The 25,861-nt window shown below is 67.4% G+C and carries 31 protein-coding genes; 24 read left to right on the top strand and 7 right to left on the bottom strand.

Translation table 11 applies throughout. The features are described 5' to 3' along the window. Window positions 1-47 precede the first annotated feature (47 nt). The 4 genes from AU192_RS16215 (at window position 48) to AU192_RS16200 (ending at window position 3,192) form a co-directional block, all read left to right on the top strand. Complete coding sequence (locus tag AU192_RS16215) at window positions 48-293, top strand: hypothetical protein (RefSeq protein ID WP_064397941.1); 246 nt, start codon at window positions 48-50, stop codon at window positions 291-293. Window positions 294-412: 119 nt separating this feature from the next. Continuing rightward, window positions 413-1,117, top strand: a complete 705-nt coding sequence (locus tag AU192_RS16210) for a response regulator transcription factor (protein ID WP_064397940.1) — start codon at window positions 413-415, stop codon at window positions 1,115-1,117. Continuing rightward, on the top strand, window positions 1,095-2,630 hold the full coding sequence (locus AU192_RS16205) for a sensor histidine kinase (protein WP_064397959.1): 1,536 nt from the start codon (window positions 1,095-1,097) through the stop codon (window positions 2,628-2,630). The genes AU192_RS16210 and AU192_RS16205 overlap by 23 nt, the downstream gene beginning before the upstream one ends. Window positions 2,631-2,700: 70 nt before the next feature. After that, entirely contained in the window at window positions 2,701-3,192 is a 492-nt protein-coding gene (locus AU192_RS16200; protein WP_064347063.1) for a beta-class carbonic anhydrase, read from the top strand. A 92-nt stretch (window positions 3,193-3,284) separates the two neighbouring features. Here the strand turns inward: AU192_RS16200 and AU192_RS16195 are convergent, their stop codons facing one another. Beyond that, window positions 3,285-3,710 carry a PaaI family thioesterase gene (locus tag AU192_RS16195; RefSeq protein ID WP_064397938.1) on the bottom strand — a complete coding sequence of 142 codons (426 nt, stop codon included), beginning with the start codon at window positions 3,708-3,710 and terminating at the stop codon, window positions 3,285-3,287. A gap of 232 nt (window positions 3,711-3,942) precedes the next feature. Here AU192_RS16195 and cysD point away from each other — a divergent pair, with 232 nt between their 5' ends. From cysD to AU192_RS16180, 3 genes are read left to right on the top strand one after another with little or no spacing between them, the layout of a single operon-like run. Then, window positions 3,943-4,914 carry a sulfate adenylyltransferase subunit CysD gene (cysD, locus tag AU192_RS16190; protein WP_423202698.1) on the top strand — a complete coding sequence of 324 codons (972 nt, stop codon included), beginning with the start codon at window positions 3,943-3,945 and terminating at the stop codon, window positions 4,912-4,914. After that, complete coding sequence (gene cysN, locus AU192_RS16185) at window positions 4,914-6,794, top strand: sulfate adenylyltransferase subunit CysN (protein ID WP_064397935.1); 1,881 nt, start codon at window positions 4,914-4,916, stop codon at window positions 6,792-6,794. Before cysD ends, cysN begins: the two co-directional genes overlap by 1 nt. Further along, window positions 6,791-7,525, top strand: a complete 735-nt coding sequence (locus tag AU192_RS16180) for a 3'(2'),5'-bisphosphate nucleotidase CysQ (protein WP_064397933.1) — start codon at window positions 6,791-6,793, stop codon at window positions 7,523-7,525. Before cysN ends, AU192_RS16180 begins: the two co-directional genes overlap by 4 nt. A gap of 8 nt (window positions 7,526-7,533) precedes the next feature. Here the strand turns inward: AU192_RS16180 and AU192_RS16175 are convergent, their stop codons facing one another. Together AU192_RS16175 and AU192_RS16170 are read right to left on the bottom strand one after the other, a co-directional pair. After that, the gene (locus tag AU192_RS16175; RefSeq protein WP_064397931.1) at window positions 7,534-8,742 is read right to left on the bottom strand and encodes a sulfotransferase family protein; all 1,209 of its coding nucleotides are present in this window, start codon (window positions 8,740-8,742) and stop codon (window positions 7,534-7,536) included. Then, on the bottom strand, window positions 8,739-9,767 hold the full coding sequence (locus tag AU192_RS16170; RefSeq protein WP_064397929.1) for a DUF1214 domain-containing protein: 1,029 nt from the start codon (window positions 9,765-9,767) through the stop codon (window positions 8,739-8,741). The genes AU192_RS16175 and AU192_RS16170 overlap by 4 nt, the downstream gene beginning before the upstream one ends. Before the next feature lie 55 nt (window positions 9,768-9,822). Between AU192_RS16170 and AU192_RS16165 the strand changes: the two genes are divergently transcribed. Further along, the gene (locus AU192_RS16165) at window positions 9,823-10,299 is read left to right on the top strand and encodes an Rrf2 family transcriptional regulator (protein WP_064397957.1); all 477 of its coding nucleotides are present in this window, start codon (window positions 9,823-9,825) and stop codon (window positions 10,297-10,299) included. Window positions 10,300-10,305: 6 nt separating this feature from the next. On the opposite strand, the gene AU192_RS16160 is transcribed toward AU192_RS16165, so the two are convergent. Then, window positions 10,306-10,698 (bottom strand): VOC family protein, encoded by a 393-nt coding sequence (locus tag AU192_RS16160; RefSeq protein WP_064397927.1) that lies wholly within the window; start codon window positions 10,696-10,698, stop codon window positions 10,306-10,308. 54 nt (window positions 10,699-10,752) lie between these two features. Between AU192_RS16160 and AU192_RS16155 the strand changes: the two genes are divergently transcribed. Continuing rightward, window positions 10,753-11,766, top strand: a complete 1,014-nt coding sequence (locus tag AU192_RS16155; RefSeq protein WP_165593311.1) for a nitronate monooxygenase — start codon at window positions 10,753-10,755, stop codon at window positions 11,764-11,766. 4 nt (window positions 11,767-11,770) lie between these two features. On the opposite strand, the gene AU192_RS16150 is transcribed toward AU192_RS16155, so the two are convergent. Beyond that, a complete protein-coding gene (locus tag AU192_RS16150; RefSeq protein ID WP_064397923.1) occupies window positions 11,771-12,184 on the bottom strand; it encodes a VOC family protein in 414 nt (137 codons plus the stop codon). Between the two features lie 47 nt (window positions 12,185-12,231). On the opposite strand from AU192_RS16150, the gene AU192_RS16145 reads away from it, so the two are divergent. Beyond that, entirely contained in the window at window positions 12,232-13,116 is an 885-nt protein-coding gene (locus tag AU192_RS16145; RefSeq protein WP_064397921.1) for an LLM class flavin-dependent oxidoreductase, read from the top strand. Window positions 13,117-13,249: 133 nt separating this feature from the next. Continuing rightward, window positions 13,250-13,504, top strand: coding sequence for a hypothetical protein (locus AU192_RS25140; protein WP_242656961.1), 255 nt, complete (start codon window positions 13,250-13,252; stop codon window positions 13,502-13,504). Window positions 13,505-13,520: 16 nt separating this feature from the next. Here AU192_RS25140 and AU192_RS16140 read toward each other — a convergent pair whose 3' ends face one another. After that, window positions 13,521-13,964 (bottom strand): nuclear transport factor 2 family protein, encoded by a 444-nt coding sequence (locus AU192_RS16140; RefSeq protein WP_064397955.1) that lies wholly within the window; start codon window positions 13,962-13,964, stop codon window positions 13,521-13,523. Between the two features lie 75 nt (window positions 13,965-14,039). Between AU192_RS16140 and AU192_RS16135 the strand changes: the two genes are divergently transcribed. Together AU192_RS16135 and AU192_RS16130 are read left to right on the top strand one after the other, a co-directional pair. Continuing rightward, window positions 14,040-14,930: an SDR family NAD(P)-dependent oxidoreductase gene (locus AU192_RS16135; protein ID WP_064397920.1), complete on the top strand. Its 891-nt coding sequence runs from the start codon at window positions 14,040-14,042 to the stop codon at window positions 14,928-14,930. Between the two features lie 180 nt (window positions 14,931-15,110). Beyond that, window positions 15,111-17,147: a hypothetical protein gene (locus tag AU192_RS16130; protein WP_064397918.1), complete on the top strand. Its 2,037-nt coding sequence runs from the start codon at window positions 15,111-15,113 to the stop codon at window positions 17,145-17,147. A gap of 88 nt (window positions 17,148-17,235) precedes the next feature. On the opposite strand, the gene AU192_RS16125 is transcribed toward AU192_RS16130, so the two are convergent. Continuing rightward, window positions 17,236-17,781 (bottom strand): TetR/AcrR family transcriptional regulator, encoded by a 546-nt coding sequence (locus tag AU192_RS16125; RefSeq protein ID WP_064397915.1) that lies wholly within the window; start codon window positions 17,779-17,781, stop codon window positions 17,236-17,238. Between the two features lie 184 nt (window positions 17,782-17,965). Here AU192_RS16125 and AU192_RS16120 point away from each other — a divergent pair, with 184 nt between their 5' ends. The 11 genes from AU192_RS16120 to AU192_RS16070 form a co-directional block, all read left to right on the top strand. After that, entirely contained in the window at window positions 17,966-19,174 is a 1,209-nt protein-coding gene (locus tag AU192_RS16120; RefSeq protein WP_064397913.1) for a cytochrome P450, read from the top strand. Between the two features lie 209 nt (window positions 19,175-19,383). Then, the gene (locus AU192_RS16115; RefSeq protein ID WP_064397912.1) at window positions 19,384-19,599 is read left to right on the top strand and encodes a hypothetical protein; all 216 of its coding nucleotides are present in this window, start codon (window positions 19,384-19,386) and stop codon (window positions 19,597-19,599) included. After that, window positions 19,596-20,720, top strand: a complete 1,125-nt coding sequence (locus AU192_RS16110; protein ID WP_064397910.1) for a tyrosine-type recombinase/integrase — start codon at window positions 19,596-19,598, stop codon at window positions 20,718-20,720. The genes AU192_RS16115 and AU192_RS16110 overlap by 4 nt, the downstream gene beginning before the upstream one ends. A gap of 186 nt (window positions 20,721-20,906) precedes the next feature. Beyond that, entirely contained in the window at window positions 20,907-21,104 is a 198-nt protein-coding gene (locus AU192_RS16105; protein ID WP_064397908.1) for a helix-turn-helix domain-containing protein, read from the top strand. Window positions 21,105-21,197: 93 nt separating this feature from the next. Continuing rightward, window positions 21,198-21,497 carry a hypothetical protein gene (locus AU192_RS16100; RefSeq protein ID WP_133148037.1) on the top strand — a complete coding sequence of 100 codons (300 nt, stop codon included), beginning with the start codon at window positions 21,198-21,200 and terminating at the stop codon, window positions 21,495-21,497. After that, on the top strand, window positions 21,490-22,992 hold the full coding sequence (locus tag AU192_RS16095; protein ID WP_064397905.1) for an AAA family ATPase: 1,503 nt from the start codon (window positions 21,490-21,492) through the stop codon (window positions 22,990-22,992). The genes AU192_RS16100 and AU192_RS16095 overlap by 8 nt, the downstream gene beginning before the upstream one ends. A 232-nt stretch (window positions 22,993-23,224) precedes the next feature. After that, on the top strand, window positions 23,225-23,692 hold the full coding sequence (locus AU192_RS16090; protein ID WP_064397903.1) for a WhiB family transcriptional regulator: 468 nt from the start codon (window positions 23,225-23,227) through the stop codon (window positions 23,690-23,692). After that, a complete protein-coding gene (locus AU192_RS16085; protein WP_133148036.1) occupies window positions 23,673-24,215 on the top strand; it encodes a hypothetical protein in 543 nt (180 codons plus the stop codon). Before AU192_RS16090 ends, AU192_RS16085 begins: the two co-directional genes overlap by 20 nt. Continuing rightward, on the top strand, window positions 24,212-24,616 hold the full coding sequence (locus AU192_RS16080; RefSeq protein ID WP_064397899.1) for a hypothetical protein: 405 nt from the start codon (window positions 24,212-24,214) through the stop codon (window positions 24,614-24,616). The genes AU192_RS16085 and AU192_RS16080 overlap by 4 nt, the downstream gene beginning before the upstream one ends. After that, window positions 24,613-25,080: a hypothetical protein gene (locus AU192_RS16075; RefSeq protein ID WP_064397898.1), complete on the top strand. Its 468-nt coding sequence runs from the start codon at window positions 24,613-24,615 to the stop codon at window positions 25,078-25,080. Before AU192_RS16080 ends, AU192_RS16075 begins: the two co-directional genes overlap by 4 nt. A gap of 175 nt (window positions 25,081-25,255) precedes the next feature. Continuing rightward, on the top strand, window positions 25,256-25,861 hold a 606-nt coding region (locus AU192_RS16070; RefSeq protein ID WP_133148035.1), incomplete at its 3' end, for a phage major capsid protein.

Here is a 25,861-nt window from a genome sequence, read left to right as displayed (position 1 = left end):
ACGGGCCGCGACACCGATCGCGCCCACCGGACCAAACGGAGATCGAAGTGAACACGAAACAGGTCAAGTTGTTCTCGGCAGCGGTCGGGACCAGCGCCCTGCTCGCGATGGGGGCCTTCTCGGTCGCCTCCACCACGGCCGCCCAGGACGACGAACCACCCGTGACCCCGGGACCGGTGACGACGTCGGAGATCACGACCGGCGAGACGGTCACCGACAGCAAGGCTCCCGAAACCCCCACGACGTCGGTGGCCACGCCGCCGGTGACCGCCGAACCGGCGCCGACCGGCTAACCGAACCGGCGGTTTCACAGCCGCCGCATAGCAAGCGCACAGCCGCCCCTCTTGGCGGCCGCGATAATGGAGCCGTGGCGACCCCCGGCGTGAGCGAGCAGAACTCAGGCCGAGTCGTCATGCGCCGCGCCGACGGCACACCGATCCACGTACTGGTTGTTGACGACGAACCGGTACTCGCCGAGCTGATGTCGATGGCCTTGCGCTACGAGGGCTGGGACATCACGACCGCCCCTGACGGGGCTTCGGCCATCGCCTCGGCCCGCCAGGTCCCGCCCGACGTCGTGGTGCTCGACGTGATGCTGCCGGATATGAGCGGCCTCGACGTGCTGCGCAGACTGCGCGAGCAGATTCCCGGGTTACCGCTGCTGCTGTTGACCGCCAAGGACTCGGTGGAGGATCGCATCGCCGGGTTGACCGCAGGCGGCGACGATTACGTCACCAAACCGTTCAGCATCGAGGAAGTGGTCCTGCGCCTACGCGGGCTGCTGAGGCGCACCGGTGTGGCCACAGAACCGGACGGTGCAAAGATCGTCGTCGGCGACCTGGTGCTCGACGAGGACAGCCACGAGGTGTCGCGCGGCGGTGAGTTGATCACGTTGACCGCGACCGAATTCGAGCTGCTGCGGTTCATGATGCGCAATCCAAAACGCGTGCTGAGCAAGGCGCAGATCCTTGATCGCGTATGGAGTTACGACTTCGGCGGCCGCTCGAACGTCGTCGAGTTGTACGTCTCGTACCTGAGAAAGAAGATCGACAACGGGCGAGCACCGATGATCCACACCCTGCGCGGTGCCGGGTATGTCCTCAAGCCCGCGCGCTGACGGGCCGTCGCGGATCCGCTGGCCGCGGACGTGGTCGTTGCGCGCGCGGCTGCTCGCTTCCCAGATCGTGTTGCTTGCATTGGTGTGTGCGGCGGTCGGCATGGGGACCGTCCTTGCGTTGCAACACTTTCTGGTCAACCAACTCGATGAGCGTTTGGCCGAGACGGCTCGACGTTCGGCCGGCCTGTTCGAGTTCGGCCCGCCACCGGGGCCGCCGGGATTTCCACGGCCGGGTTTTCGTCATCGCATGATGATCCGAGACGATCTCGGTCCGGGTCCCGCGTTTCTCAACGCGCCGGGGCAGGCCGCCCGCACCGTCGGCGCGGTCGTGTCGGGCGCCACCCCGGTCGACGCCGGCGTGATCGAAGCAGACGGCACCCGCAGCCAGATCAGCACGGCCGCAGCGCAACAACTCGCGCGCGTGGCGTCGGACTCGCCGACCACCATCGACCTCGAAGGGCTCGGCCGTTACCGAGTGGTGGCGATGCATTCGCCCCGACGCGGTGACACGATCGTGATCGGGCTGCCCACCTCCGACGTCGACGACACGTTGTTCACCGTCGCGATCATCTTCTGCGTGGTCGGGGCGACCGCGTTGATCGGCGGAACGACGGCGGGCGTCGTGATCATCCGCCGCCAACTCGCGCCGCTGGCAAGGGTTTCCGATGCGGCACGCCAGGTCGCCGATCTCGAGCTCGACCGCGGCGAAGTGCGACTACCGACGCCGATCGTGAAAGTCGACCCGGCCGGCGAACATACCGAGGTCGGGCAGTTGGGCTCCGCGTTGAACCGGATGCTGGACCGGATCGCGTCGGCGTTGTCGGCGCGGCACGCCAGCGAGACACGCGTGCGCCAGTTCGTCGCGGATGCCAGCCACGAGCTCCGCACGCCGCTGGCCGCCATCCGCGGCTATACCGAACTGGCGCAACGCAAACGCGATGACGTCCCCGATGACGTCGCCCACGCGATGAACCGGGTGGAGTCCGAGACGCGGCGCATGACCGAACTGGTCGAAGACATGTTGCTGCTGACGAGGCTCGACACAGGGCGGCCGCTACAGAGCGAGCCGGTGGATCTTTCCCGGTTGATCCTCGACGCGGTCGGCGACGCCCACGTCGCCGGGCCGGACCATCGATGGCAGCTCGACCTGCCCGAGGAGCCCGTCGTCGTGGTCGGCGATCAGGCGCGCCTGCACCAGGTGCTGGCGAACCTGCTCGCCAACGCGCGCACCCATACTCCGCCCGGCACGTCGGTGACGACGTCTTTGCGCGTTGTCGGCGACGGGACAGCGGTGCTGACCGTCGCCGACGACGGCCCCGGCATCCCCGTGTGGCTGCAGCCAGAGATTTTCGAGAGATTCGCTCGCGGCGACTCGTCACGGTCTCGTCGCGACGGGGGGACCGGCCTCGGGTTGGCGATCGTGGCCGCCGTCGTCAAGGCCCACCGCGGCACCATCGAGGTGGTCAGCGCCCCCGGTGACACCCGCTTCGTGGTGACCTTGCCCAGCCGGTGATCTGGTCGTTCATTCGATCGGCCTGATTTTCTTGGGCCTCTTCTTGGGGGCGCGGTTATATGGTCGACGGATGTCTGTGACCGACGAGTATCTGAAGAACAACGAGGAGTACGCGAAGACGTTCTCCGGTCCGCTGCCGCTGCCGCCGAGCAAGCACGTCGCGGTGGTGGCCTGCATGGATGCCCGTCTCGACGTCTACCGGATTCTCGGTCTGGGCGACGGTGAGGCCCACGTCATCCGCAACGCCGGCGGCGTCATCACCGACGACGAGATCCGCTCGCTGGCCATCAGCCAGCGGCTGCTCGGCACTAAAGAGATTATCCTGATCCACCACACCGACTGCGGCATGCTGACCTTCACCGACGACGGTTTCAAGCAGCAGATCCAAGACGAGATCGGCATCAAGCCCGAGTGGGCGGCCGAGTCCTTCATCGACCTCGAGGTGGACGTGCGGCAGTCACTGCGACGGATCGAGGCGAGCCCGTTCGTCACCAAGCACGAGTCGCTGCGCGGTTTCATCTTCGACGTAGCAACCGGCCGGCTCACCGAGGTCACCCCGTAGCCCCTTCTTCACTGCCGCGAGCGGCCGTGTCTGTACACGACACGCCGCCAGATTCCGGCAGTTTGCGGTCACTCACGGCCCGCAAGCGACCGCTAACCGACCTTGTAGGTCGCGATCGCCTTCGCCACGGCATCGCCCTCGACGGTCACGACATCGACCTCGCAGTTCACCAACGTCTTGCCTCGCCGCAGCACCCGCCCGATGGCGACCAGGTCACAGGCGCGAGCGGGCGCCAGGAACTGCATCGACATCGACGTGGTAACCCCGCGCAGTGGCTCCGGCACCTCAGCTTGCGACCACGCCGCGGCCATCACCGCGACGTCCGCCAAGGCCGCAATCGCGCCGCCGTGCACCATGTCGCCGACGGTCACGTTCGACTTATCCCACGGCAGTCGCAACCGGATCGCGTCGCCGTCGAGTCGCTCGGCGACGATGCCGAGTTTGGCGACGAACGGGGACTGCGGGATGAACTGCGCCATGACATCGGCACCCGTCCGGGGCGGGGAAGTGGTGGTCATGGGTCGAGTATCGGCACTGGGCGCGCCGAAGCAATTACGTCGCGGGTAAGCGCGGAGCGCACGCTCGCGGCCCCTCGAGCGCGGCCAAACCGTCGAATTTTAGCGGCCTGTCGTGGGCAAACACGCACGCTCGCACCACGAGGGGAGGCATGAGGGGGACGCACGAAAGGGCAGCGGGGCACCGACCGGTCGCGTTGACACTGCGGGCGGCAGCGGTGTCTAATATCGGGTAATGATCGTAAATATGGTCATTCCTACCAACTTTACGAGGAAATCTATGACGACCACGAGCGAACAGCTCAACGCGGGCCGCTACGAACTCAGCCATCTGCGGTCCCTGGAAGCCGAGGCCATCCACATCATCCGTGAGGTCGCCGCGGAGTTCGAGCGGCCCGTGCTGCTGTTCTCCGGCGGCAAAGACTCCATCGTGATGCTGCACCTTGCGCTGAAGGCATTCCGCCCGGGCCGGCTGCCGTTCCCGGTCATGCACGTCGACACCGGACACAACTTCGACGAGGTGCTGCAGACCCGCGATGAGCTCGTCGAGGAGTTCGGTGTCCGGCTGGTCGTGGCCAAGGTGCAAGACGATATCGACGCCGGCCGCGTGGTCGAGACGATCCCGTCGCGCAACCCGCTGCAAACGGTGACCCTGCTGCGCGCGATCCGCGAGAACAAGTTCGACGCCGCGTTCGGCGGCGCCCGCCGCGACGAGGAGAAGGCGCGCGCCAAGGAGCGGGTGTTCTCCTTCCGCGACGAGTTCGGCCAATGGGATCCGAAGGCCCAGCGGCCCGAGCTGTGGAACCTCTACAACGGGCGCCACCACAAGGGTGAGCACATCCGCGTGTTCCCGCTGTCGAACTGGACCGAATTCGACATCTGGTCCTACATCGGCGCCGAGCAGATCAAGCTGCCGTCGATCTACTACGCCCACCGCCGCAAGGTGTTCGAGCGCGACGGCATGCTGCTGGCCGTGCACAAGTACCTGCAGCCGCGCAAGGACGAGGAGATCGTCGAGAAGACCGTCCGGTTCCGCACCGTCGGTGACGTCACCTGCACCGGCTGCGTGGAGTCGCACGCCGCAACGGTTTCCGAGGTCATCGCCGAGACGGCGGTCTCGCGGCTCACCGAGCGCGGCGCCACCCGCGCCGACGACCGCATCTCCGAGGCCGGTATGGAAGACCGCAAGCGAGAGGGCTACTTCTGATGACTCGCACCACCGAACGGCCCACCGCCCGGCCCGCCGCGACGCTGCTGCGGATCGCCACCGCGGGTTCCGTCGACGACGGCAAGTCGACCCTCATCGGCCGGCTGCTGTTCGACTCCAAGGCCGTCATGGAAGACCAATTAGCCTCTGTCGAGCGGACTTCCAAGGAACGCGGTCACGACTACACCGATCTGGCGCTGGTGACCGACGGCCTGCGGGCCGAGCGTGAGCAGGGCATCACGATCGATGTGGCCTACCGCTACTTCGCAACGCCCAAGCGCAAATTCATCATCGCCGACACCCCGGGCCACATCCAGTACACCCGCAACATGGTGACCGGTACGTCCACCGCGCAATTGGCGATCGTCCTGGTCGACGCGCGCCACGGGTTACTCGAACAGTCCCGCCGCCACGCGTTCCTCGCATCGCTGCTCGGTATCCGGCACATCGTGCTCGCGGTGAACAAGATGGATCTGATCGATTGGGACAGAGAGCGTTTCGAGAAGATCCGCGACGACTTCCATGACTTCGCCGCCCGCCTGGACATCCACGACGTGACGACGATTCCGCTGTCGGCGCTCAACGGCGACAACGTCGTCACCAAATCCGACAACACCCCGTGGTACGAAGGTCCGCCGCTGCTGAACCACCTCGAAGAGGTCTACATCGCCGGCGACCGCAACCTCGTCGACGTGCGGTTCCCCGTTCAGTACGTGATCCGCCCGCAATCCCTGGAACATCACGACCACCGCAGCTATGCGGGCACCGTCGCCGGCGGCGTGATGAAGGTCGGCGACGAGGTCGTCGTGCTTCCCACGGGCCTGACGTCACGAATCGCGGCAATCGAGGGGCCCAGTGGTCCGATCGACGAGGCCTTTCCTCCGATGGCGGTGGCGATCAGCCTCACCGACGACATCGACATCTCGCGTGGCGATCTCATCGCACGGCCGAACAACCAGCCGCGGGTGGCGCAGGAGTTTGATGCCACCGTCTGCTGGATGGCCGACGGTTCCGCGCTGGAACCCGGCCGCGACTACGTGCTCAAGCACACCACCCGTACCACGCGGGCCCGGGTCACGGCGCTGGACTACCGCCTCGACGTCAACACGCTGCACCGGGATAAGGAAGTAACCGCGCTCAAACTCAATGAGCTGGGCCGCATCTCGCTGCGCACACAACAGCCGCTGCTGCTCGACGAGTACAGCCGCAACGCGACAACCGGCTCGTTCATCCTGATCGACCCGAACACCAACGGCACGGTCGCCGCCGGCATGATCCTCCCGCAGGTGACCGCCCGCACCTCGAGCCCCAACACCGTCCGGCACGAGTCACTGTGCAAGGCCGAGGACCGGCTGAGCAAGGGCAGGACCGTGTGGTTCACCGGCCTTTCGGGCTCCGGCAAGTCGTCGGTGGCGATGCTCGTCGAGCAGAAGCTGATCGAAAAGGGCGTTCCCGCCTATGTTCTCGACGGCGACAACCTGCGTCACGGGCTCAACGCCGACCTCGGCTTCTCGATGGCCGACCGCGCCGAGAACCAGCGTAGGCTGGCCCACGTCGCGGCGATCCTCGCCGACTCCGGACAGGTTGTGCTGGTGCCCGCGATCAGCCCACTCGAGGAGCACCGGGCCCTGGCCCGAAAGGTCACCACCGAGGCCGGGCTCGACTTCTTCGAGGTGTTCTGCGACACCCCGTTGGAGGACTGCGAGCGACGCGATCCGAAAGGCTTGTACGCCAAAGCCCGTGCTGGTGAGATCACCCACTTCACCGGCATCGACAGCCCTTACCAGCGGCCGAAGAATCCCGATCTGCGGCTGACGCCCGAACGCGACCCGGAGGAGTTGGCTCAGATGGTGATCGATCTGCTGGAAAGTCGGCAGTGAGCGATCACGATCTCGCCGCCGAGCTGGCCACGGCGGCCGGAAAGCTCCTGCTCGACGTGCGGGACGAGCTCGCCGACGCGACCACCGCCGAACGAAAGGCCGCCGGAGACAAACGCTCCCACGATTTCCTGACCGAAGCGCTGGCAGCGGAGCGGCCAGGCGACGCTGTGCTGTCGGAGGAGGGCGCCGACGACCCGGTGCGCCTCACCGCCGAACGTGTCTGGATCGTCGACCCCCTCGACGGCACCCGGGAGTTCTCCGAACTCGGACGCGATGACTGGGCGGTGCACGTTGCCCTCTGGCAGGCAGGAGAACTGGTAGCCGGGGCCGTTGCGCTTCCGGCGCAGGGCATGACGCTGGCCACCCCGACGGTCACGCCGCCCCCGCCGCAACCCGAGACGCCGCGGATCGTCGTGTCGCGCACGCGGCCTCCGGCCATCGCGCTCGCGGTGCGTGACGCGCTGGGCGGCGCGCTCGTCGAGATGGGCTCGGCCGGAGCGAAGGTCGCCTCCGTCGTACAGGGACGCTCGGATGTCTATGTGCATGCCGGCGGCCAGTACGAGTGGGACTCCGCGGCCCCGGTGGCTGTCGCCCGCGCCGCTGGGCTGTTCACCTCGCGAATTGACGGGTCGCCGCTGTCCTACAACCGGCGCGATCCGCTGCTGCCCGACCTGGTGGTGTGCCGGCCCGAACTGGCCGACGCGGTGCTGCGGGTCACCGCGGCCGCCTAGCGCGGAACCTAGTCCAGCAACGCGAATCGTTCCCGGATCTCGTCGGGTACCAGCCCGAACTCCTCCGGTGTGTAACGGTGTTGGCCCTTCACGTCGCGGGGATTGGCGCGGTTGTACTGATCGACGAATCCGTCGAGGTCGTCGGGTGGCTCCATCCCCGCGGCTGAATAGACATGCTCCAGCGCTGTTTTCGGTGAGGAGACCAGGTCGCGGTAGTCGATGTCGACGAACGTGGCTGCATGCGTCGGCGTCCGGTCGCGTACCTCGTGGGCACGCCGGAACCACAGCTCGCTCTGAGTGACCTGCTGGCGGCCCACCTCGAACGCGTCGACATCGTCGCTGTAGGTGCTGCGGTACACCGCGAACAGGCTTGCGCCCGAGGTCAGCGTCGCCACGATGTCGCGGTGGATCTGCACAACCACCAGTCCCGGAAATGTCTCGATCAGGTGGTCCAACTCGGCGGTGTGCGCGGGAGCCTTGAGCACGAATCGACGGTCGTCGTGGCGGGCCAGCAGTTGCAGTATCTCGCGGTAGCGCGCGTAGGGCTCGGTGAAGTCCTGCGCGGCAAGCCATTCGGCGTAGCTCGGCAGCCGCATCATCGACGTGAAGCCCCAGTTGCGTAGGTCGGTGCCCATGGCCAGCACGCACTCCTCGGGCAGCGATGGGCCGGACGGATGCACGATCGCCATGTCCGGGTTGAGCGTATGCAGCAGTTGGCTGGCCGTCGCGCTCACCTCGGTGGGGTCGGGGCGGTCGGGGTCGATGAACAGCCAGGGTGATACCAATTCGGCAGGCAGCGGTGCGTGCAGACGGCGGTCGGTGCCCAGCAGGCGGAACAGAAACGTCGTGCCGGTGCGCCACCCGCCGATGATCACGATCGGCGGGGGCAACGCGACGTCGCACAGATCGGGCCGCGCAGCACGGCATTGTGCAATCCGCGCACCCGCGAGCAGCCTGCCGGTCGCCGACTGCAGCGCCATCCGGATGCCGACGGCGTTGAGCCTGCCGTCCTGCTCGGCCGAGCCCAGGAAGGCGTCCAAACCGTCGGCCCATCCTGGCGCGAACTGCTCAGGGGTGTATTCGCCACGCCGGCATGCCCGTTCGACGACACGTTGCGCGTCGAAACGGTAGCGGTGCGGATTCTCGGTCCGGTCCTTGTCGGCCTCGGCGTAGATCTGCTCGGCCACTTCGGTGCGCCGCGGCGACCGCCACGTCATCGCAGCTCCTCCAGCCGGATCCGGCGCGCGGCGGGCAGTTCCGGTTCTCCGACGGGGTGGAGGAACCGCAGGACGAACAGCCCGAAGGGCAGGCCCTCGGTGTCGAGCCAGTCGTAGCCGTCGACACCCGGGTTCTCCGCCGCGAGCACGAACCGAAACCTGCCATCGATCAGGGTGGTCGAGGCCGCGGTACGGGTGACGGTGCGGTGACGGTGGTCCAGCGAGTTGAGGAAGCGGTTGTACAGCACGATGTTCCAGTGCCGGCACGCCGGTACCGATCCTTCGAGCACCAACGCCTCACCGTCGGCCAACTGCCACGCGCCGCGAACGTAGTGGATGCCCGGCTCGGTGAACGCCGCGCCCCCGGCCATCGCCGACCAGTGCCGCACGGCGTTCGGTGCTTTCAAGTCGGCGGCTGTCGACAGTTCGAAAACCTTGGGCACGTTGGCGATCACGGTGCCCAGCCGCGAGAGCGCGCGGTCCAGATCAGTGGGGGAAGGGGGTGTGTCGTCGGCGTCGAGCACCTCGATGTGGCACCAGCCGGGGCTTGCCGGATCCGAGCTGTGATGCGCATAGCGCACCCACACCGACGACGATCCCGGCGGCAGGTCCGCCAGCGTGGCGGTGAACTTCCCGTCGGAGTCGATCCCCAGGTCGCCGGTCTCCAGGCGTGCCACCGCTGCCGCGTCGGCGACACCGGTCCCGCTGTACACCGTGATCGACTGGTACACCGAGTCTCCGACGTTGCCCGAGATTCGGTAGGTCCGGTCGTCGCGAATGTCGGTGATCCAATACCGGAAGTCGGGATTGTCCATGAAGAACTTCTCCCGCCACCCGTTGAACGGCACCAGTTCCGGACGATCGCGGTCGACTTCGAGGCGGCCCAGCAGATTGTTGACGGCCCGCGTCAGTGCCCGCTGGCCGTCGGCCTGTTCGCTCGGGTCAAGCCCTTCGGTGAACTCGGCCAGCGTCTCCACGGCCGTGCGCATCCCGTCGACCAGTGTCCGCCAACCGTCGCCCGCCATAGCTGCCGAACGTACCAACCGGGTCGTGCACGCGGTCAGTGGCAGAATCCTTCAGATGCGTATGTCGGCCAAAGCGGAGTACGCCGTCCGCGCGATGGTGCAACTGGCCACCGCCGACGACGGTGTCCTCGTCACCACCGACGACCTGGCCAAGGCGCAGGGCATTCCTCCGCAATTCCTCGTCGACATCCTGTCCGCCCTGCGCACCGACCGACTCGTACGAAGCCACCGCGGCCGCGAAGGCGGCTACGAGTTGGCCCGCCCGGCGAAAGACATCAGCATCGCCGACGTGCTGCGCTGCATTGACGGTCCGCTGGCCAGCGTTCGTGACATCGGACTGGGAGATCTGCCCTATACGGGTCCGACGACGCCGCTGACCGACGTCTGGCGTGCACTGCGCGCAAGCATGCGATCGGTGCTCGAGCAGACGAGCATCGCCGACGTGGCCGCCGATGCGCTGCCAAAGCACGTCCGCAAGCTCGCCGACGACTACCGCGATCAGGAGACCAAGCGGGGACACTCGCTGAACTAGCGCGGGTCAGGTCGCGCCGGAACCGTAGGGCCGGGTGATGATCTCGAGATAGTGGCCCGCCGGGTCCTGGAAGTAGACACCGCGACCGCCGTCGTTGTGGTTGATCTCGCCCGGGCGCATGCCCCTCGGATCTGCCCAGTGCTGCAGGCCCCGCTCCAGGATGCGGTCGTAGATCTCGGAGAACTCGTCCTCGGACACCAGGAATGCGTAATGCTGCGCACGGATGTCTTCCTCCGGGCCGACCTGGGCGTAATCGAGGCTGGCGTCGTGCGCCAGGTCCACGACCAGAAAATGACCGAACTCCCGGGCAGGGGGCAACCCGAACAAATCGGTGAAGAACCGCGCCGATTCCTCGCGGTCTTTCGAGGCCACGATGGTGTGGTTGAACGTGATGGCCATACCGATTCAGTCAACCACCGCGGTGGCGCGCGAACAACGATGCACGATGGACCCGTGACGTTCGACTTCAGGGACCTCGAACATCCCGTCATCGTGGCACCGATGGCGGGCGGCCCCTCCACGCCGGAACTCGCCGCCGCCGGAACGAATGCGGGCGGCTTGGGTTTCGTCGCCGCCGGTTACCTGACCGCGCAGGCGTTCGGCGAACGCCTCAGTTCGACACAGCGGCTGACAACCGGCCCGGTGGGTGCGAACCTGTTCGTCCCACAGCCCAGCGCGTCCGACCCCGAGGCGATCGCCCGCTATGCGCGGGCGCTCACCCGCGACGCCGAACGCTACGGCGCCACGCTCGGTGAGCCTCGGTTCGACGACGACGCCTGGACGGCCAAGCTCGACGTCTTGGTCGACCTCAAGCCCGCGGTGGCGTCGTTCACCTTCGGTCTGCCCAGCGCAGAAGTGATACGGCTGCTGCGCGCCGCGGGCATCACCACGGTCGGCATCGTGACGACGCTCGACGAAGCGCAGCACGCGGTGGCCCGCGGCGTGGATGCGGTGGCTGTGCAGGGTCCCGGTGCCGGAGGCCATCGCGGCACGTTCGAGCCGACCGCGCGGCCGTCAGAGGTCCCGCTCGACGAATTGCTGGCTTCGGTTATCGCCCACGTCGACGTGCCCGTCGTCGCGGCGGGCGGTCTGATGACCGCCCAGGACGTTGCGCGGGTGCGGCGCGCGGGCGCGGTGGCCGCGCAACTCGGCACCGCGTTTCTGCTCGCCGACGAAGCGGGCAGCAGCCCCGTGCACCGTGCGGCGTTGCAGGATCGTGAATTCACCGAAACCGTTGTGACAAAGGCATTCTCGGGTCGTTACGCACGCGGCCTGCGTAACCGCTTCGTCGACGACCACGAAGACGAGGCGCCGTTGGGATACCCCGAGGTGCACTACCTGACCAGCCCGCTGCGGGCCGCGGCCGTGCGGGCGGGCGATCCGCACGGGGTGAACGTGTGGGCGGGCATCGGGTTCCGCGCGGCAAGGCCGGGTTCGGTCGCCGACATCATGAGCGGACTGGTCTGAGGAGTCACTTCGGGGCGGTCAACTCCAGCGCGATGTTGTCCGGGTCGCGGAACTCGAGGATGTACATCGGGCCGATGTCCTTGATCGGTTCGTGCGCGACGCCGAGCGTGTCGAGATGGCTTTCCGCGGAGTCGAGTTCGTCCTTGCTGCTCAACCGAAAGGCTAGGTGGTCGAGGCCCGTGCGGTTCTCGTCGAACGATTCGGTGCCGACCGGCCGCAGTCCTACCAGAACACCACCGAGGTCATAGATGACACCCCCGTACAGAAAGCTGAGCGCCCGGCGGGTCGCCGCGTCGGCGCCCTCCGGTTGCTCGATGAACACGCTCCAGCCGAAAACGGCTTCGTAGAACTCGCGTGACCGTTCGATGTCGGTCACGGTCAGCCGGATGTGCGCGACGGACGTGGTGGTGATCGCCATGTCCCCATGCTGCCAGCCGTGCCAGAATCGCCGTCGTGCAAATCGGGATGACGTTGCCTGTCATGGAAGCCGACCTCGATGCCGAGACGCTCCAGACGTGGGCCCGGGTGATCGACAGCGGGCCCTTCTCGTCGCTGTGTTGGGGGGAGCGCATCGCGTTCGACAACCCGCACTCGCTGACGCTGCTCGGCGCGGTCGCCGCGTGGACAGACCGGGTTCGCCTCGTGACCACCGTGGTGGTCCCGCAGCTGCACGACCCCGTGATGCTGGCCAAGGCGCTGGCCACCGGCGATCTGCTCTGCGGCGGGCGGTTGACGGTCGGTCTCGGCGTCGGCGGTAGGGAAGAGGATTACCGTGCGGTCGGCGCGGACCCGGCAAGCCAGACCATGCGGGGGATGGCCGATCGCGTCGCGGTGATGCGCAGGGTCTGGGCTGGTGAGAAGGTCAACGAATCCGTCCTGCCGGTCGGCCCGGCGCCGGTGCAGTCCGGCGGCCCGAGACTGCTGGTCGGCACGATCGGGCCGAGGACCGTGCGCAGCGCCGCACAGTGGGCCGACGGGCTGGCGGGTACGACGCTCGATCTCGATGTCGACAGGCAGAACGAGCTGTTCGATGTCGCGCGCACCGCCTGGGCGCAGGCCGGTAAACCTGCACCGCACCTGGCGACGTCGTTCTGGTTCGCGATCGGCGAGGGTGACAAACCGCGCGAACAGGTGCATCGGCATCTGCGGCGCTACATGAACTGGATCCCCGCCAACGTGGTCGATGCGATGGCGCCCATGACCGGCTGGGCGGGCACCGAACGGGAACTGCTCGACGTCTTGCGTCGGTTCGAGGACATCGGCACCGACGAAATTCATCTGATCCCAACGAGTTCGGACGTCGAGCAGGTGCGCAAAATTGCCGAGGTCGTCAACGAATTCGCGTCGTAGGGCGGTTGGCGGTCATACACAGTGCGGTGGCAGGATGGGGCTGTCGGGGAAGTCGTGAGGGTCGCGTCGCGTTGGACAGCAATACCGAGCGTCCATAGCAGCGGCGGGGGCAGATCGCCGAAAGGAAATCACGATGACGATGACAGGATTGAAGAGGTTTGCGGCCGGAGCCGTGTTGGCCGGTGCGCTGGGAGTCGCCTCTGTCGGCGTCGGTGCGACCCAGGCCGCCGCCGACGACTGGCGCTGGGATCCGCCAGGACCGGGCCATGTCCACATTCCGGGACCGCCGGTAGTGCATGTCCATGTCCCGAAGGTGCCACCGGGGCATATCGCCCACATTCCCGGTGTCCCACCCCCAGGGCACTGGAACAAGCCGTGGAAGTGGTGAAGGTCCTCCCCGCCCTCTAGAACTTGAGGTGGTGGCTGGTGTCGCCGACCTGGTCGATGAACATGGTGCGACTGTCGAACCACCAGGTGCCGTCGACGCGGTGGAAAGTGTCGCGGTATCGGCCCGTCACGATGACCTGCAGGGGTAGTTCGGGTGTGGACTGCATGACGCAGTAGTAGGCGCTGCCGTGGCCCGTCCCGGCGTCTTCGTCGACGCGAACCGTCACGTTGGTGGTGAGGTGTTTGGTCTTGGGAGTGCCGTCGTCGTAGAGGCGCACCGCCATCTCGAACATCTGCCGCACCCGGGTCGCGCCCTCGAAAACCGTGTCCGGCGGCCCGTTCTCGACGCCGTAAATCCGGCCGTGCGTGAACAGTTCGCCGACACCGTCGAAATCGCCGGCGTCGATTCGCTCGGCGTAGGCGTAGACGAGATTCTCGATCTCGCGGGCGGAGTCGCTCATCGGCGAGTAGACAACCAGCACCGATGTGTCGTGTCAACGATCCTGCGGTCCGACCGCATCGCCTAACCTCACACGGTGGCTACGAATTGGGCGCCGAGCCGGCTCGGCAATCTGAGCGCGAAGCGGATCGTCGTCACGGGGGCCACCAACGGCGTCGGACTGGCGACGGCGCGGGCGTTGGCCGGCGCGGGCGCACATGTGATCCTTGCGGTGCGCAACCTCGAGTTGGGTGCGCAACGAGCCGCGGAGATGGGCGGCGACACGACGGTGGTCAAACTCGATCTGGCCGACCAGTCGTCGGTGCGCGCCTTCCCCGACCGGCTCGACGGGCACGTCGACATCCTCATCAACAACGCGGGCCTCGTCGCGCAGAACCGAGGCGAAACCGTGGACGGGTTCGAAACCACACTCGGCACCAACTTCCTGGGACCGTTCGCGTTGACCAACCTGCTCTTCGAGCGCGTGCGGTCGAAGATCATCAACGTGGGCTCCGATGCCCACAAGTCGGCGAGCATCAACCTCGCCGACCCCCATCTGCGCTCCTGCAAATGGTCGGCGTTCCCCGCCTATGCCCGCTCGAAGCTGGCCGTGATGCTGTGGGGACTCGAACTCGATCGCCGGCTGCGCGAGGCAGGCTCGCCCATCACCAGCTTCCTGACACACCCCGGCTGGGTAGCGTCCAATCTGTCGAACGTCTCGGAAAAGCCCGCGATGGCCGCGTTTCACGCCGTGGTGAAGGTGGCGGCGCGGGTGCTCGCCAACGATCTCGACGCGGGCGCGGCGCCGACGCTGTACTGCATCACCGAGCCGATTCCTCCCGGCAGTTATGTCGGCATCGACAGCAGGTACGGCTTGAAGGGTGCGCCGACGTTGAGCGGCCGGGGCGCCGTCGCATGCGATTACAACGACGCCAGAAGGCTCTGGGAGTTCGCCGAGAAGGAAACCGGCACGAGCCTGCCGATCTGAACCGTCCCGCCATCATCGTGCCTGCGCCGCCAGCAAACACGGCGACCGCCAACGTCTCCACCGGTGAGAAGGCACTTTCGCGAGGCCGGTTTGAAGCCGCGAAGAAGTGGGTACCGCGCCTGAATTAACGATCTTGACAATAGCGGTGTGCGGTGAAGTAGTTTCTGAAGGGACTGGTCAATGATGACTGGCAACCACCGGAACATGGGTCGACCCAAGAAGTTCGCCGTCGCCGGCGCCGCCACAGTTGCGGCGACGGCTCTGACCGTCGCCGTGTCCGCACCCAAACCGCCTGTCAGCGCGGATGTCGCGCTTGCCGCATCCACTGGTCCCTACACCCAGACCGTCACCGGCTCGGCGCGGGCCATGGACAGCGCGCTGGTCTTCGCAGGCGCCTTCGGCGGCGCCGCGGCCTCGTTCTGGAACCCGATAGCGGGATGGTCAGGCGGCTGGCTGCCGACCTTCACCGCGCGCACCACGCAAAAGGACTTGACCACCACCGAAGGTCTGCTCGCGGCGTCGTCCTCGGCGACGGGACTGGACGTTGTACCCGGCATCTCGGGGGACGCGACGGTGATGGTCATCGCCGCGACCGCTGAAACGCTGAGCCCCGGCGCTGGAGACGAGGTGGACGCCGCAGCCGACACCGTTCTGCTGCCGCTCGCGAGCATCAAGAGTGTCATCGACGCGCTCAACGCCCTCAACCAGGCGCCGGGGGTTGGCCGACAGATTGCGGGTGTTCCGACGGTTGAAGATGTGCTCGACGTGATCGGCTTGACGGCGACACAAACCGAGTTCGTAACGACCTTCAACTGGCCGCTGTTCGCAGCCAGCGGTAAGACCAGTCTCGGCAGCACATTCATCCAGTTGCCCAGCCACACCGCAGCCGGTCTGGTCGACCGGATCAGCGACCGGATCACCGTCGCCGGCGTGTCGCTCTCCGACGCGCCTCCCGAGGTGCAGAAGCTCGTCGGCGACACGCTCGCGCCGCTTGACGACGTCGTCTCCACGCCGACGCTGACCGCGTGGATCCCCGCGGGATCCGGTTCGTACCGCGCGCTGGGCGGGTCGCTCGGGTTGCTGGCCGCCGCGCCGATCGTGGTCGTCGGGCCGGTCGATGCGCTGTCGAAAGTTCCGCTCCCGGCGGGCCTGCCCAACCTGGGCTCCGAGACTCTGGTTGCCGTTCCGATCGCCGCCGAAGGTGCCGAACTGCCGTTCGGTATCTCGTCGTTCGGAGTCGTCACCATGCCTGTGGTGATCACGCCAGCCGGGGCAGTGGTGAGCCCGCCGATCCTGGCGTCGTACACGCGCCAGAGCACTCCGGCGGCCACCTATGTCGGAACGGACGGCGTCGCGTTCAACAGCGGAAGCACGGTCGGCCTTTTGTTGACGTCGCTCGGGCCCGTTCCCGTCGTGTACTCGCTCGGCTCGGTGAACGCAGGCACCTCCGGTGCAGGGGTCACCGGCCCCACCTTGTTCGGTGTCCCGACGGTGCCGACGACCCAGGTGGGCACCGCGCCGGGAGGGCAACCGCTCGACGGGCCGGTCAGCGAGGTCCTCACGAATCTGGGCGTCGACAACAACCGCGCTCCGGTGAGCACCGCTTTGCGCGCTCCGCTCAGCAGCACCCTCGGGCCGCTGAATCCTCAGATCGAGAAGGCGCTCAACGGTGTCTTCGGGCCGGGCGCCAAAGAGTTGGCGCAGCAGATGGTCGCGTTGAACGAGCTGTTGGCGCAGGCGTCGCAACCGGTCGAAGAGGTGAGCAAGCCGCTTCCGCCCGCGGCACCTGCGGCGCCGGCACCCGCCCCGGCGCTGCCGAGCAACCTGCTCGCCGCCCCGGCGCCGGTCGTGGCGAACACCACCGCCGCCGTGGCAGATGTCGCGGAGAATCTGAACATTCCTCCCGCCGACTCGGGACCACGGACCCGTCCACGGCTGAATGTCATCACCGGCACGGGGAACCCGGGCGGGCCGACGACGATAGGAAACGGGCGCACTTCCGGTGGCCCGGGCGGCGCGAACGCGCCGGGTGATCTTCGCTCGACGGTCCAGGACACGACGGGTGGGCTCCGTTCGACGGTCCAGGATGCGCCGAAGAAGGTCACCGATGCGGTGGGCGGCGCCGTCAAGTCGGTCACCGACAAGGTCAGCGACACGGTCAGTGACGCGGTCGGAGGCCTCGGCAAGCTGGGAAAGAAGGACGGCGACGACGGCTGAGCAGCGCAAAAGCGTTGCGGGACAGCGACTCTCGATTGCTTACGTGCAGCAGCTCGGATCGAGCACGCGACTTTGTCGACAGGACTCGTCAGTCGAATGCTGGCGCGACGAAGCGCTCCACCATCCGCAGTTCCACCTCGCCGTCGCCGATCGGCCAGACCGCCAACGACATGACGACGCGCACGATCCATTGGGCTGCCTGTGGGTCGTCGTCCGTTATGCCGGCAAGGTCTGCGGCGAGACGGCCCAGCACCGGCGAAGAAGGGAGTCCTGTCAGATCGCGACCGGCGCTCACCCCAATCATCATCTGGCGCATCGGGTCTGATCGCAGGTGTTCGAGTGCGACTGTTATCGCCGTCACCACTCGATCCGCGCCACTCAAGTTGCTAACGGCGCGTCGCACCGAGTCGACGATGTGTGCCGCAAGGCGGAGTAGCACGGCGTCGCGGATCTGGGCTTTGCCTCCGGCGTAGCGGTAGATGGTCGCCCGCGAACAGTGCACTCGGGCCGCCAAGGCATCAATGTCGATGCCGTCTAGGCCGTCCCGCAAGACGAGGTCGGTCGCCGCGGCATAGATACGGTCTGCTGCTGCCGTACGGCGCTCGCCTCCAAGGAGCCAATCGTCTCGGACCACACTGACCTCCTCGAATTGAGAAAGCCAATCGTCTCAAGGCTGAGACAAAATTGGCGGTGATTCTCAAGTTGGTGCAGGGTACGGAGTGCAGCGTGCGACGGATGCCGCGCGGGGGGCCGAGCACGAGTCTCATCTTGTGCGCAGACAATTGACGCGGGCAGACGACTGCGACCAACGTGGAGAAATGACGCGTCTTGGCATCGAGTTGTTCGACGATGATTGCGTACAGGACCCCTACCCTCTCTATCGGCGGATGTTGTCCACGGCGCCGGTGCATCAGATCGGCGATTCTGGGTTCTACGCGGTGTGCAGTTGGAACGCGGTCAACGAGGCCATCGCTCGACCCGAGGACTTCTCGTCGAATTTGACCGCGACGATGACGTATCAGCCTGGTGGCGAGGTCGGGACCTTCGAGATGGAGGGATTGGGCGGAAAGAGCCATGTGTTGGCCACCGCCGACGAGCCCGCGCATGCGGTGCACAGGAAAGCGTTGCTGCCGCAGTTGGCGGCCAAACGTATCCGTGCCTTCGAGCCGTTCATCGCAGAGACAGCCGTGCAGCTCTGGGATGCCAACGTGCGAAATGGGCGCATCGAATGGATGAGCGCCATGGCGGACCGACTGCCCATGATGGTCGTGGGCCGCATCATCGGCGTCCCGGACGCCGACGTCGACAACCTCGTGCGATGGGGCTATTCAGCGACGCAGGTGGTGGAGGGGCTTGTCAGCCAAGATCAACTCACCGCTGCCGGCATCGCCGTGATGGAACTCGCGGCCTATATCACCGATCAGTTTCGGCATGCTGCCGCCGACCCGCAGGACAACTTGCTCGGCGACCTGGCCATCGCATGTGCATCGGGTGAGCTGGAAGAGCTGACCGCGCAGGCGATGATGATCATCTTGTTCAGCGCGGGAGGTGAATCGACGGCATCGTTAATCGGTTCCGCAGCTTGGATTTTGGCGACTCGTCCTGATATCCAAGAGCAGGTGCGTGCTCACCCGGAGCTGCTGGGCGCGTTCCTTGAAGAGGTATTGAGATACGAGCCGCCGTTTCGGGGCCACTATCGTCACGTCGTCACCGACACCACACTGTGTGGCGTCGAGCTTCCTGCGCATTCGCGCCTTCTACTGTTATGGGGAGCGGCCAACCGCGATCCGTCACACTTCGATGATCCCGACGAATTTCGACTCGACCGGCCGGCCGGCAAGAACCACATCACATTCGGCAAGGGTGCGCACTTCTGCGTCGGGGCGGCGCTCGCTCGATTGGAGGCCCGCATCGTGCTTGGTCAACTCCTTGACCGGACGTCGAAGATCGAAGTAGCTGAGATTGGGCGGTGGCTGCCGAGCCTCCTCGTGCGCCGCCTCGAACGACTCGAATTGGCCTGCGAGTAAGGCTGGCGAACCAATCGTTGTTCGGGCAGTGGTGCCCCCGGCAGGATTCGAATTAGCCGACCGCGAGATAGCTGTTACCATGGCTTAGCTGCGAAAATACGCCTCTACCAGCGGATTACCGCCTCGCGGGATGTAGTCGTATATTCGCTCGCGTAACCACTGGGGTGCACACGGACTGCACGCCGACAGCACGTGGGGAGGGTTTGCCCATGGACAACTGGACCGCGCTGGCCGCGATGATGGCCGCGCAGCAGCAGCAGCAGCGCTATTGGTGGGATGGTTACCGCTGGCGCGAGGTGCCCAGAACCACGCCCCAGCGCTTTGTCGACGGCTGGGTCCTGGGCCTGGTGATTGCGATAACCGTCCCCGTGGCGCTCGCCTTCGGCGTGCTGGTGTTCGTGCTCGTGCTCGCGCTACTGCCATGAAGACCCGTAAGCGCCCCGCACGCCGCAGCTGGGGCCTGCTGCGGCAACTGCCCAGCGGCAACTGGCAGGCGTCGTACACAGGGCCAGACGCTATCCGGCACGTCGCGCCGCACACGTTCAGCACCAAGCTCGCTGCCGAGGGCTGGCTGGCCAACGAGCGCCGACTGGTCGAGGCCGGGGCCTGGTCGGCACCGGCCGTCCGCGCCGCCGAGAAGGCCGCGGGCGGGACCACGGTGGCCGAGTACGCCCGGCAGTGGATCGCCCAGCGGCCGGGGCTGAAGTACCGCACCCGCAAGGGCTACGAGGCCGTGCTCCGCAACCGCATCGAGGGCACCACGCTGGGAGACGCACCACTCAAGGCGCTGACGCCGCCGCTGGTGCGCACCTGGTACGCGTCGCTGCCCGCGGATCGGCCGACCGCCCGCGCTCACGCCTACCAGTTCCTCCACGCCGTCTGCGCCACCGCCGTGGTCGACGGTCTGCTCGCGGCCAACCCGTGCCACATCACCAAGGCGATGGCCAACCCGCCCAAGCGCCAGCCGGTGATCCCGACGCCCGCCCAGGTCGCAGTGCTCGCAGACGCGATGCCCGCCCGGCTGCGGATGGAGGTGCTGCTCGCCGCCTGGTGCGGCCCGCGGTGGGGCGAGCTGGTGGAGCTGCGGCGCAAGGACGTGGCCGTCGACTGTTCGACCATCACCATCGCCCGCGGTGCGGTGCACCGCAGCGGCGAGTGCCACATTGACACCCCGAAGTCTGGTAAGGGACGCAAAGTCGTTGTGCCGCCGCACATCCGCGCCGATCTGGCCCGGCATCTGATGGACTTCGTGGGCGCAGAGCCGAACGCGCAGCTGTTCCCGGCCGCACAGGGCGGGTGTCACCTCAACGACCGGGTCAACCGGGACTACTTCGCCGCCGCGTGCGCCGCCGTGGGGATCGAGGGGATGCGCTGGCACGACCTGCGCCACTTCGCGGGCACCATGGCCGCTCAGGTGGGCAACCTGCGCGAGGTGATGGACAGGCTGGGGCATTCGACCGTCCGGGCCGCCATGATCTACCAGGGTCTGGTGGACAACCGGGACGCCGAGGTGGCTGACGCGCTGAGCAAGCTGGCCACCGGGTAGTCCGACACACCAACACCACCGGCCGCTCCCGCAAGGGGGGCGGCTGGTGTCGTTCTGGCGTCCTTTTGCCCAGCTCGCCTGCGTGTGTCGGTGTGGACGTGTCCACACAATTCCGTTGTCGCGCACGGTCATAACTACTTGTTACTACACGGTTACCAACGACCATCAACAGCTAGCTTGGGCGGCATGAAGAAGACCACTACCACCACCCCCGGCTGGGTGGACATCAAGCAGGCTGCGGACTACCTCAGCATGGGCGTGCCCACCATCCGCCGCTACATCGCCAGCGGCAAGCTGCCCGCCCGGCGCGTCGGGCCGAAGCTCATCCGCATCCGCGTCTCCGACCTCGACAAGTTCGTTGAAAGCGGGGGTAGCGCCGCGTAATTCAGACTTCCAACTCCTCGGGGCGATCCGGTCCAGAACATCCCCCAACCCGAAGGAACGCCCATGTCCCTCCCGACGAAAAGGAGCGCCCCCGTGACCAGCGGGGGCAGCTCGTTACCAATGACCAGCGAGGCCGACCAAGCCGCGGTGGTTACTGCCGATAATACCTCTGCCGCACCGGATCTCACGCTCATCCGCACCAGGGCCGGGTCCTACACCCTGGCCACCGATAACGCCGACGCGCTGCGGCTGTTCAAGCAGATCACGTGGTCGTCCGACCGCCGCTGGATACACCGCGCTCACTGCTGGCTGGTGATGGACACCTGTGACTTGTGGCGGTTCGTGGACGCCGCCCGCGCCCGCGGGTACCGAGTGGAGGTGCGCCATGGGTGAGCACTGGCTGGACCGCATGGCCCGCGAGGAGTGGCACCTGGAGCCGCCGCTCAGCGGCGACAACCACCCGCTCCGAAAGAAGTTGCGCGACCGCAAACTCCTGCCGCCGAAGGCAACCCCACCGCCGCGGCCGGGGACCGATCCCTCCGACGATCCCGACCGGGCTGTCCGGTACGCCGAGGGCGCGCTGCGCCGCGAGGTGGACAACGTGCTGGCGGCCACCGAGGGCTGCCGCAATCACACCCTGTTCCAGGCCGCGGCCAACCTGCGCCGATACATCCGCGCCGGGTTACTCAACGAGGCCGAGGTCACCGCGCAACTGGCCGACGCAGCCCGCCATGTGGGGCTGGACGACCGCGAGATCGGCGACGGGCTGGGCTACGGCACTATCGCATCGGGTTACCGCAAGGACGACGCCAGCGGGGAGCGCGATGCCGACATCCCCGAGCGCGAGATGGTCGGTCCCGCCGCGGAGTTCGACCCCGGCGAGGACGCCGCCGAGCCGCGGTTCAAGTTCAAGCGCGGTGGGACGTTCGCGCTCGACCGTCCGGCGCACCCCGAGGCGCTCTGGGGAGACGGTGCCGAGGTCGGTTGGGCCGCGGGGGAGTCGCTGCTCATCACCAGCCTGCCCGGCGTCGGCAAGACCACGCTCGCGCACCAGCTCCTGCTCGCGCAGCTGGGCATCGGAGACGGCCGGGTGCTGGGGTACCCGGTCAAGCCCCGCGACGGCGTCATCGTGTACCTGGCCATGGACCGCCCGGTGCAGATCGCCCGCGCCCTCGCGCGCCGGGTGGACGAGACCGACCGTGCCGTGCTCGATGAGCGCCTCCTCGTGTGGGAAGGACCGCCGCCCGCCGACCTGGCCCGCCAGGTGACGCTGATGCGCGACATGTGCCTGGAGGCCGGGGCCTCCACGCTCTACGTCGACAGCCTCAAGGACGCCGCGGTGGGCCTCACCGACGACGAGGTGGGTGCCGGGTACAACCGCGCCCGGCAGCTGGTGATCCAGGCCGGGATCGAGGTGTGCGAGCTGCACCACACGATCAAGCGCAGCCCCACAGGCGGCAAGCCGGGACGCGAGGTGGCCGACGTCTACGGGTCGACGTGGCTGGTGGCCGGGTGCGGGTCGGTGATCATGCTGGAGGGCCAGCCCGGCGACCCGGTCATCACGCTGCGCCACCTACGGCAACCCGCCGCCGAGATCGGGCCGCTGACGATCCTGGCCGACCGAGACGCCGGGCTACTCGAGGTGTGCACCGAGGATGATCCGCTCGAGGTGCTGCGGGCGGCCGGGCCGGACGGCATGACCGCCAAGCAGATGGCCGAGTCGTGGTTGGGTGCCGACGACCGTAGTGCGGTCGAACGTGCCCGGCGCAAACTCGACTGGTTCGTGGGCAAGGGGCTGGCGTACCGGGATCAGGCTGCGGTGACACCGGCCAACCCGAAGCCGCCAGCGGTGTGGTTCATCAGCACCGCCGCGGAGGTGGCACCGTGAGAATCCCGGCCATTCAACCGATCACGGAAGCCGATCACGGCCGATCACGGCGGCGTGTCGTCGCCGGCCGATCTTGCGATCACGCCGCCGATCACGGTTATCGCGTTCTCGCAGGTCAAGCCAATCACGGTTCCGATCACGCCGATCACGGTTCCGATCACGCCCAGCCGATCACGCTCCCCTCCGCCTATGTAATAGGCGGGGGGCGGTCGGCTACCGGAGAGGTCGACCGATGAGCACCGCCGATCTGCCTGTTATGGCCCGCCTGTGGCGCAGCCGCACCCCCGGCGACATCGAGGCCGGGATGACGGCAGCCATCACCGCCGCACCCGACCTCCGTGGTGCGCTCTGCAAAGGTTCCGACCGCTGGGACTGGGACCCCGGCGAGGACCCCGAGCCGTGCGCCGTCCGCGACAGCCGCCTCGCCGCCGCGGCCAAGACGTGCACCCGGTGCCCGGTGCTCCAGCAGTGCGCCGCCTACCTCCATGGCCTGCCGATGGAGCAGCGCCCGCCCGGCGTGATGGCCGGGGAGCTGACCCTGCCGCCCACCGAGCGCCGCAGGCAGCGGAAGCGGGCCGCCGCTGCCGCGACACGGCCCCGAACGCCCACAGGTGTACCCAACACCACCCCCAACCCCCGACAGGCCGCGACAGCGGCCGTCAGCCCCGAAGGAGTAGCCCGTGCCCACCAAACTGCCTAGCCCAAAGCTGTTCCGCGCCGTGGCCGCCGACCTGCTGAGCGCAGCCCGCTCTGGCGGTTACCCGGTGATCATCGACCGCGGCGCTGACCCCGGCACCGTCCTGGCTGTGCTGGCGACGTTGATTCGCGTGGCCGGGGAGCGCACCGACGTCGGCATCACCTCGCTGCTGGAGATGTGCGGCGAGGCGCTGGTGCACGGCGACATCCAGGGATCGCTCACCCACCGCGAGGGCGAGATCGGAATCGAGACGCTGGCGCTGGCGCGCCCGTGGTCTGGCCGCGACCAGAACGACGGGCCGATCACACTGCAGCAGCTCCACGACCGGGCCACCGCCTGGGCCATGAGCCACGACCTCGTGGACGCGCTGGCCGTGATCAGCGTGGGCGTGCAGCTGCTCGCCTTCGTCGAGTCCATCCAGCCCGGCATCCTCACCCCGATGGCCGAGTGGATCGAGCGCGAGCGCTGGCTGGCCCACGTGGACGAACAATTATCCGACACAACCGAACTGGAGGAAACACCATGACCGCACCCGATGAGATCGGCGAGCACCGCCCCGACAAGTACCGTGGCTGGCTGGTGTTCGCGCACCTGCCCAAGGAGCTGCAGGACGCCGAGGACGCAACACAAGAGGCCGACTACCGCCGCTCGCGGCTGATCGGCAGCGTGGCCGCCCCGATGATGCGTGGCCCGTGGGCACGACCGGCGACCGACGCCGAGCGCACGCTGCTGGCCCACCTGGGCTTCACGCTGCCCGAGCGGCTGGTCACCTGGGTGAGCTACCCGACCGCGACCGTTCGCAAGCGGCGCTGGCCGCAGCTGGAGACGGTGGAGCCGCCGTGGACGCAGGCCGAGCTGGCGGGAATGGCACCGTCGCAACAGTTTATGGATCAGTGGGCCGACCTGACCGAAGGAGAGGAATCATGACCACACCCGTAACCGACACAGGCGCAACCGAGCCCGAGGACGAGCTGCCGGACGCGCACGAGGAGCAGCCGGACCCGGCCGAGGGTGGCGACGGCGAGCAGCCCAAGCGGGGCGTGCGCCAGCGCCTGGCCGAAGCCGAGGCCGAACGAGACGAGCTGCGTCAGGGCATCGCCGCGGCCAACGCGGCGATCTTCAACCTGGCCGCCAAGCAGGTGGGCGTGCCGCCCGAGACGTTCGCCGGGCTGGGCGTGCGCGCCGAGGACTACGCCAGCGGGGCGACCGACGTGGCCGACTACGAGCGGCTGGTCGAGGCGATGGAGGCTACGCGGGTGGCCAACCAGATCGCCCGCAAGCCGCAGGCCAACCCCGTGGCTGGCCGGACCACCAGCGCGGGCGGCGACAACCCGCCGCTCACGTTCGCAGAAGTGCTCAAGGCGCACGCCAGAGGGGGTTCCGTAAGCTGAACCATCGTTGAGGTATGATGCACGTGGCAGGTCGGCCGCGACTGTCGCAGCCGCAGCTGGCCTGACCACCCCTCAGCCCGACGCGTTGCGCGTGGGCACCGAGCGAGACTCCGCGATGCGCGGTGAGCACGGATGAACAACCCGTAATCACTTTGTGTCACAACAGGAGTCCATCATGACTCAGCTAACTAGCAATGCCGCGAGCATTCTCCGCGATGCGGATGTGCACGCCCTCATCATCCAACCGCTCACGCTGGAGAGCGTGGCCATGCAGGCCTCCACCGTGGTCCGCACCGCCAGCCACTCGTACCGCATCCCGCTCCTGACCGGCGACCCCGACGTGTCGTGGACGCCCGAGTCGGCCGAGATCCCCGTGGACGAGGCCGACTTCGATGAGCTGGAGGTCACCCCGAAGAAGTGCGCCGGGTTGACCGTTGTGAGCAACGAGTTGATCGCCGACAGCTCTCCCGAGGCCACCAACGTCATCGGTCAGCGCCTGGTGCAGTCACTCAAGCGCAAGGTCGACAGCGCCTGGTTCGCCAACACCACAGCCAACGGGCCGAGCGGGTTGGGCAGCATCGCGCCGTCCGACGTCTACGCCGGGGCCGCAGGCTTCGCCAACGTGGACCCGTTCCTCGAGGCCATCGCCGCCGCCGAGAACGCGGGTGCCAAGGTCAACACGTTCGTCGCGCACCCCGACGTGGCGCTGGACCTGGCCCGCCTCAAGGAGTCCGACACGAGCAACCGCAACCTGCTCCAGCCCGACCCGACTCAGCCGGGC

The sequence above is a fragment of the Mycobacterium lehmannii genome, from assembly GCF_001499925.1.
In the GTDB taxonomy this organism is placed as follows: domain Bacteria; phylum Actinomycetota; class Actinomycetes; order Mycobacteriales; family Mycobacteriaceae; genus Mycobacterium; species Mycobacterium lehmannii.
The sequence above is the reverse complement of the archived record's forward strand: the minus strand, read 5'-3'. Positions and strand labels throughout refer to the sequence as shown.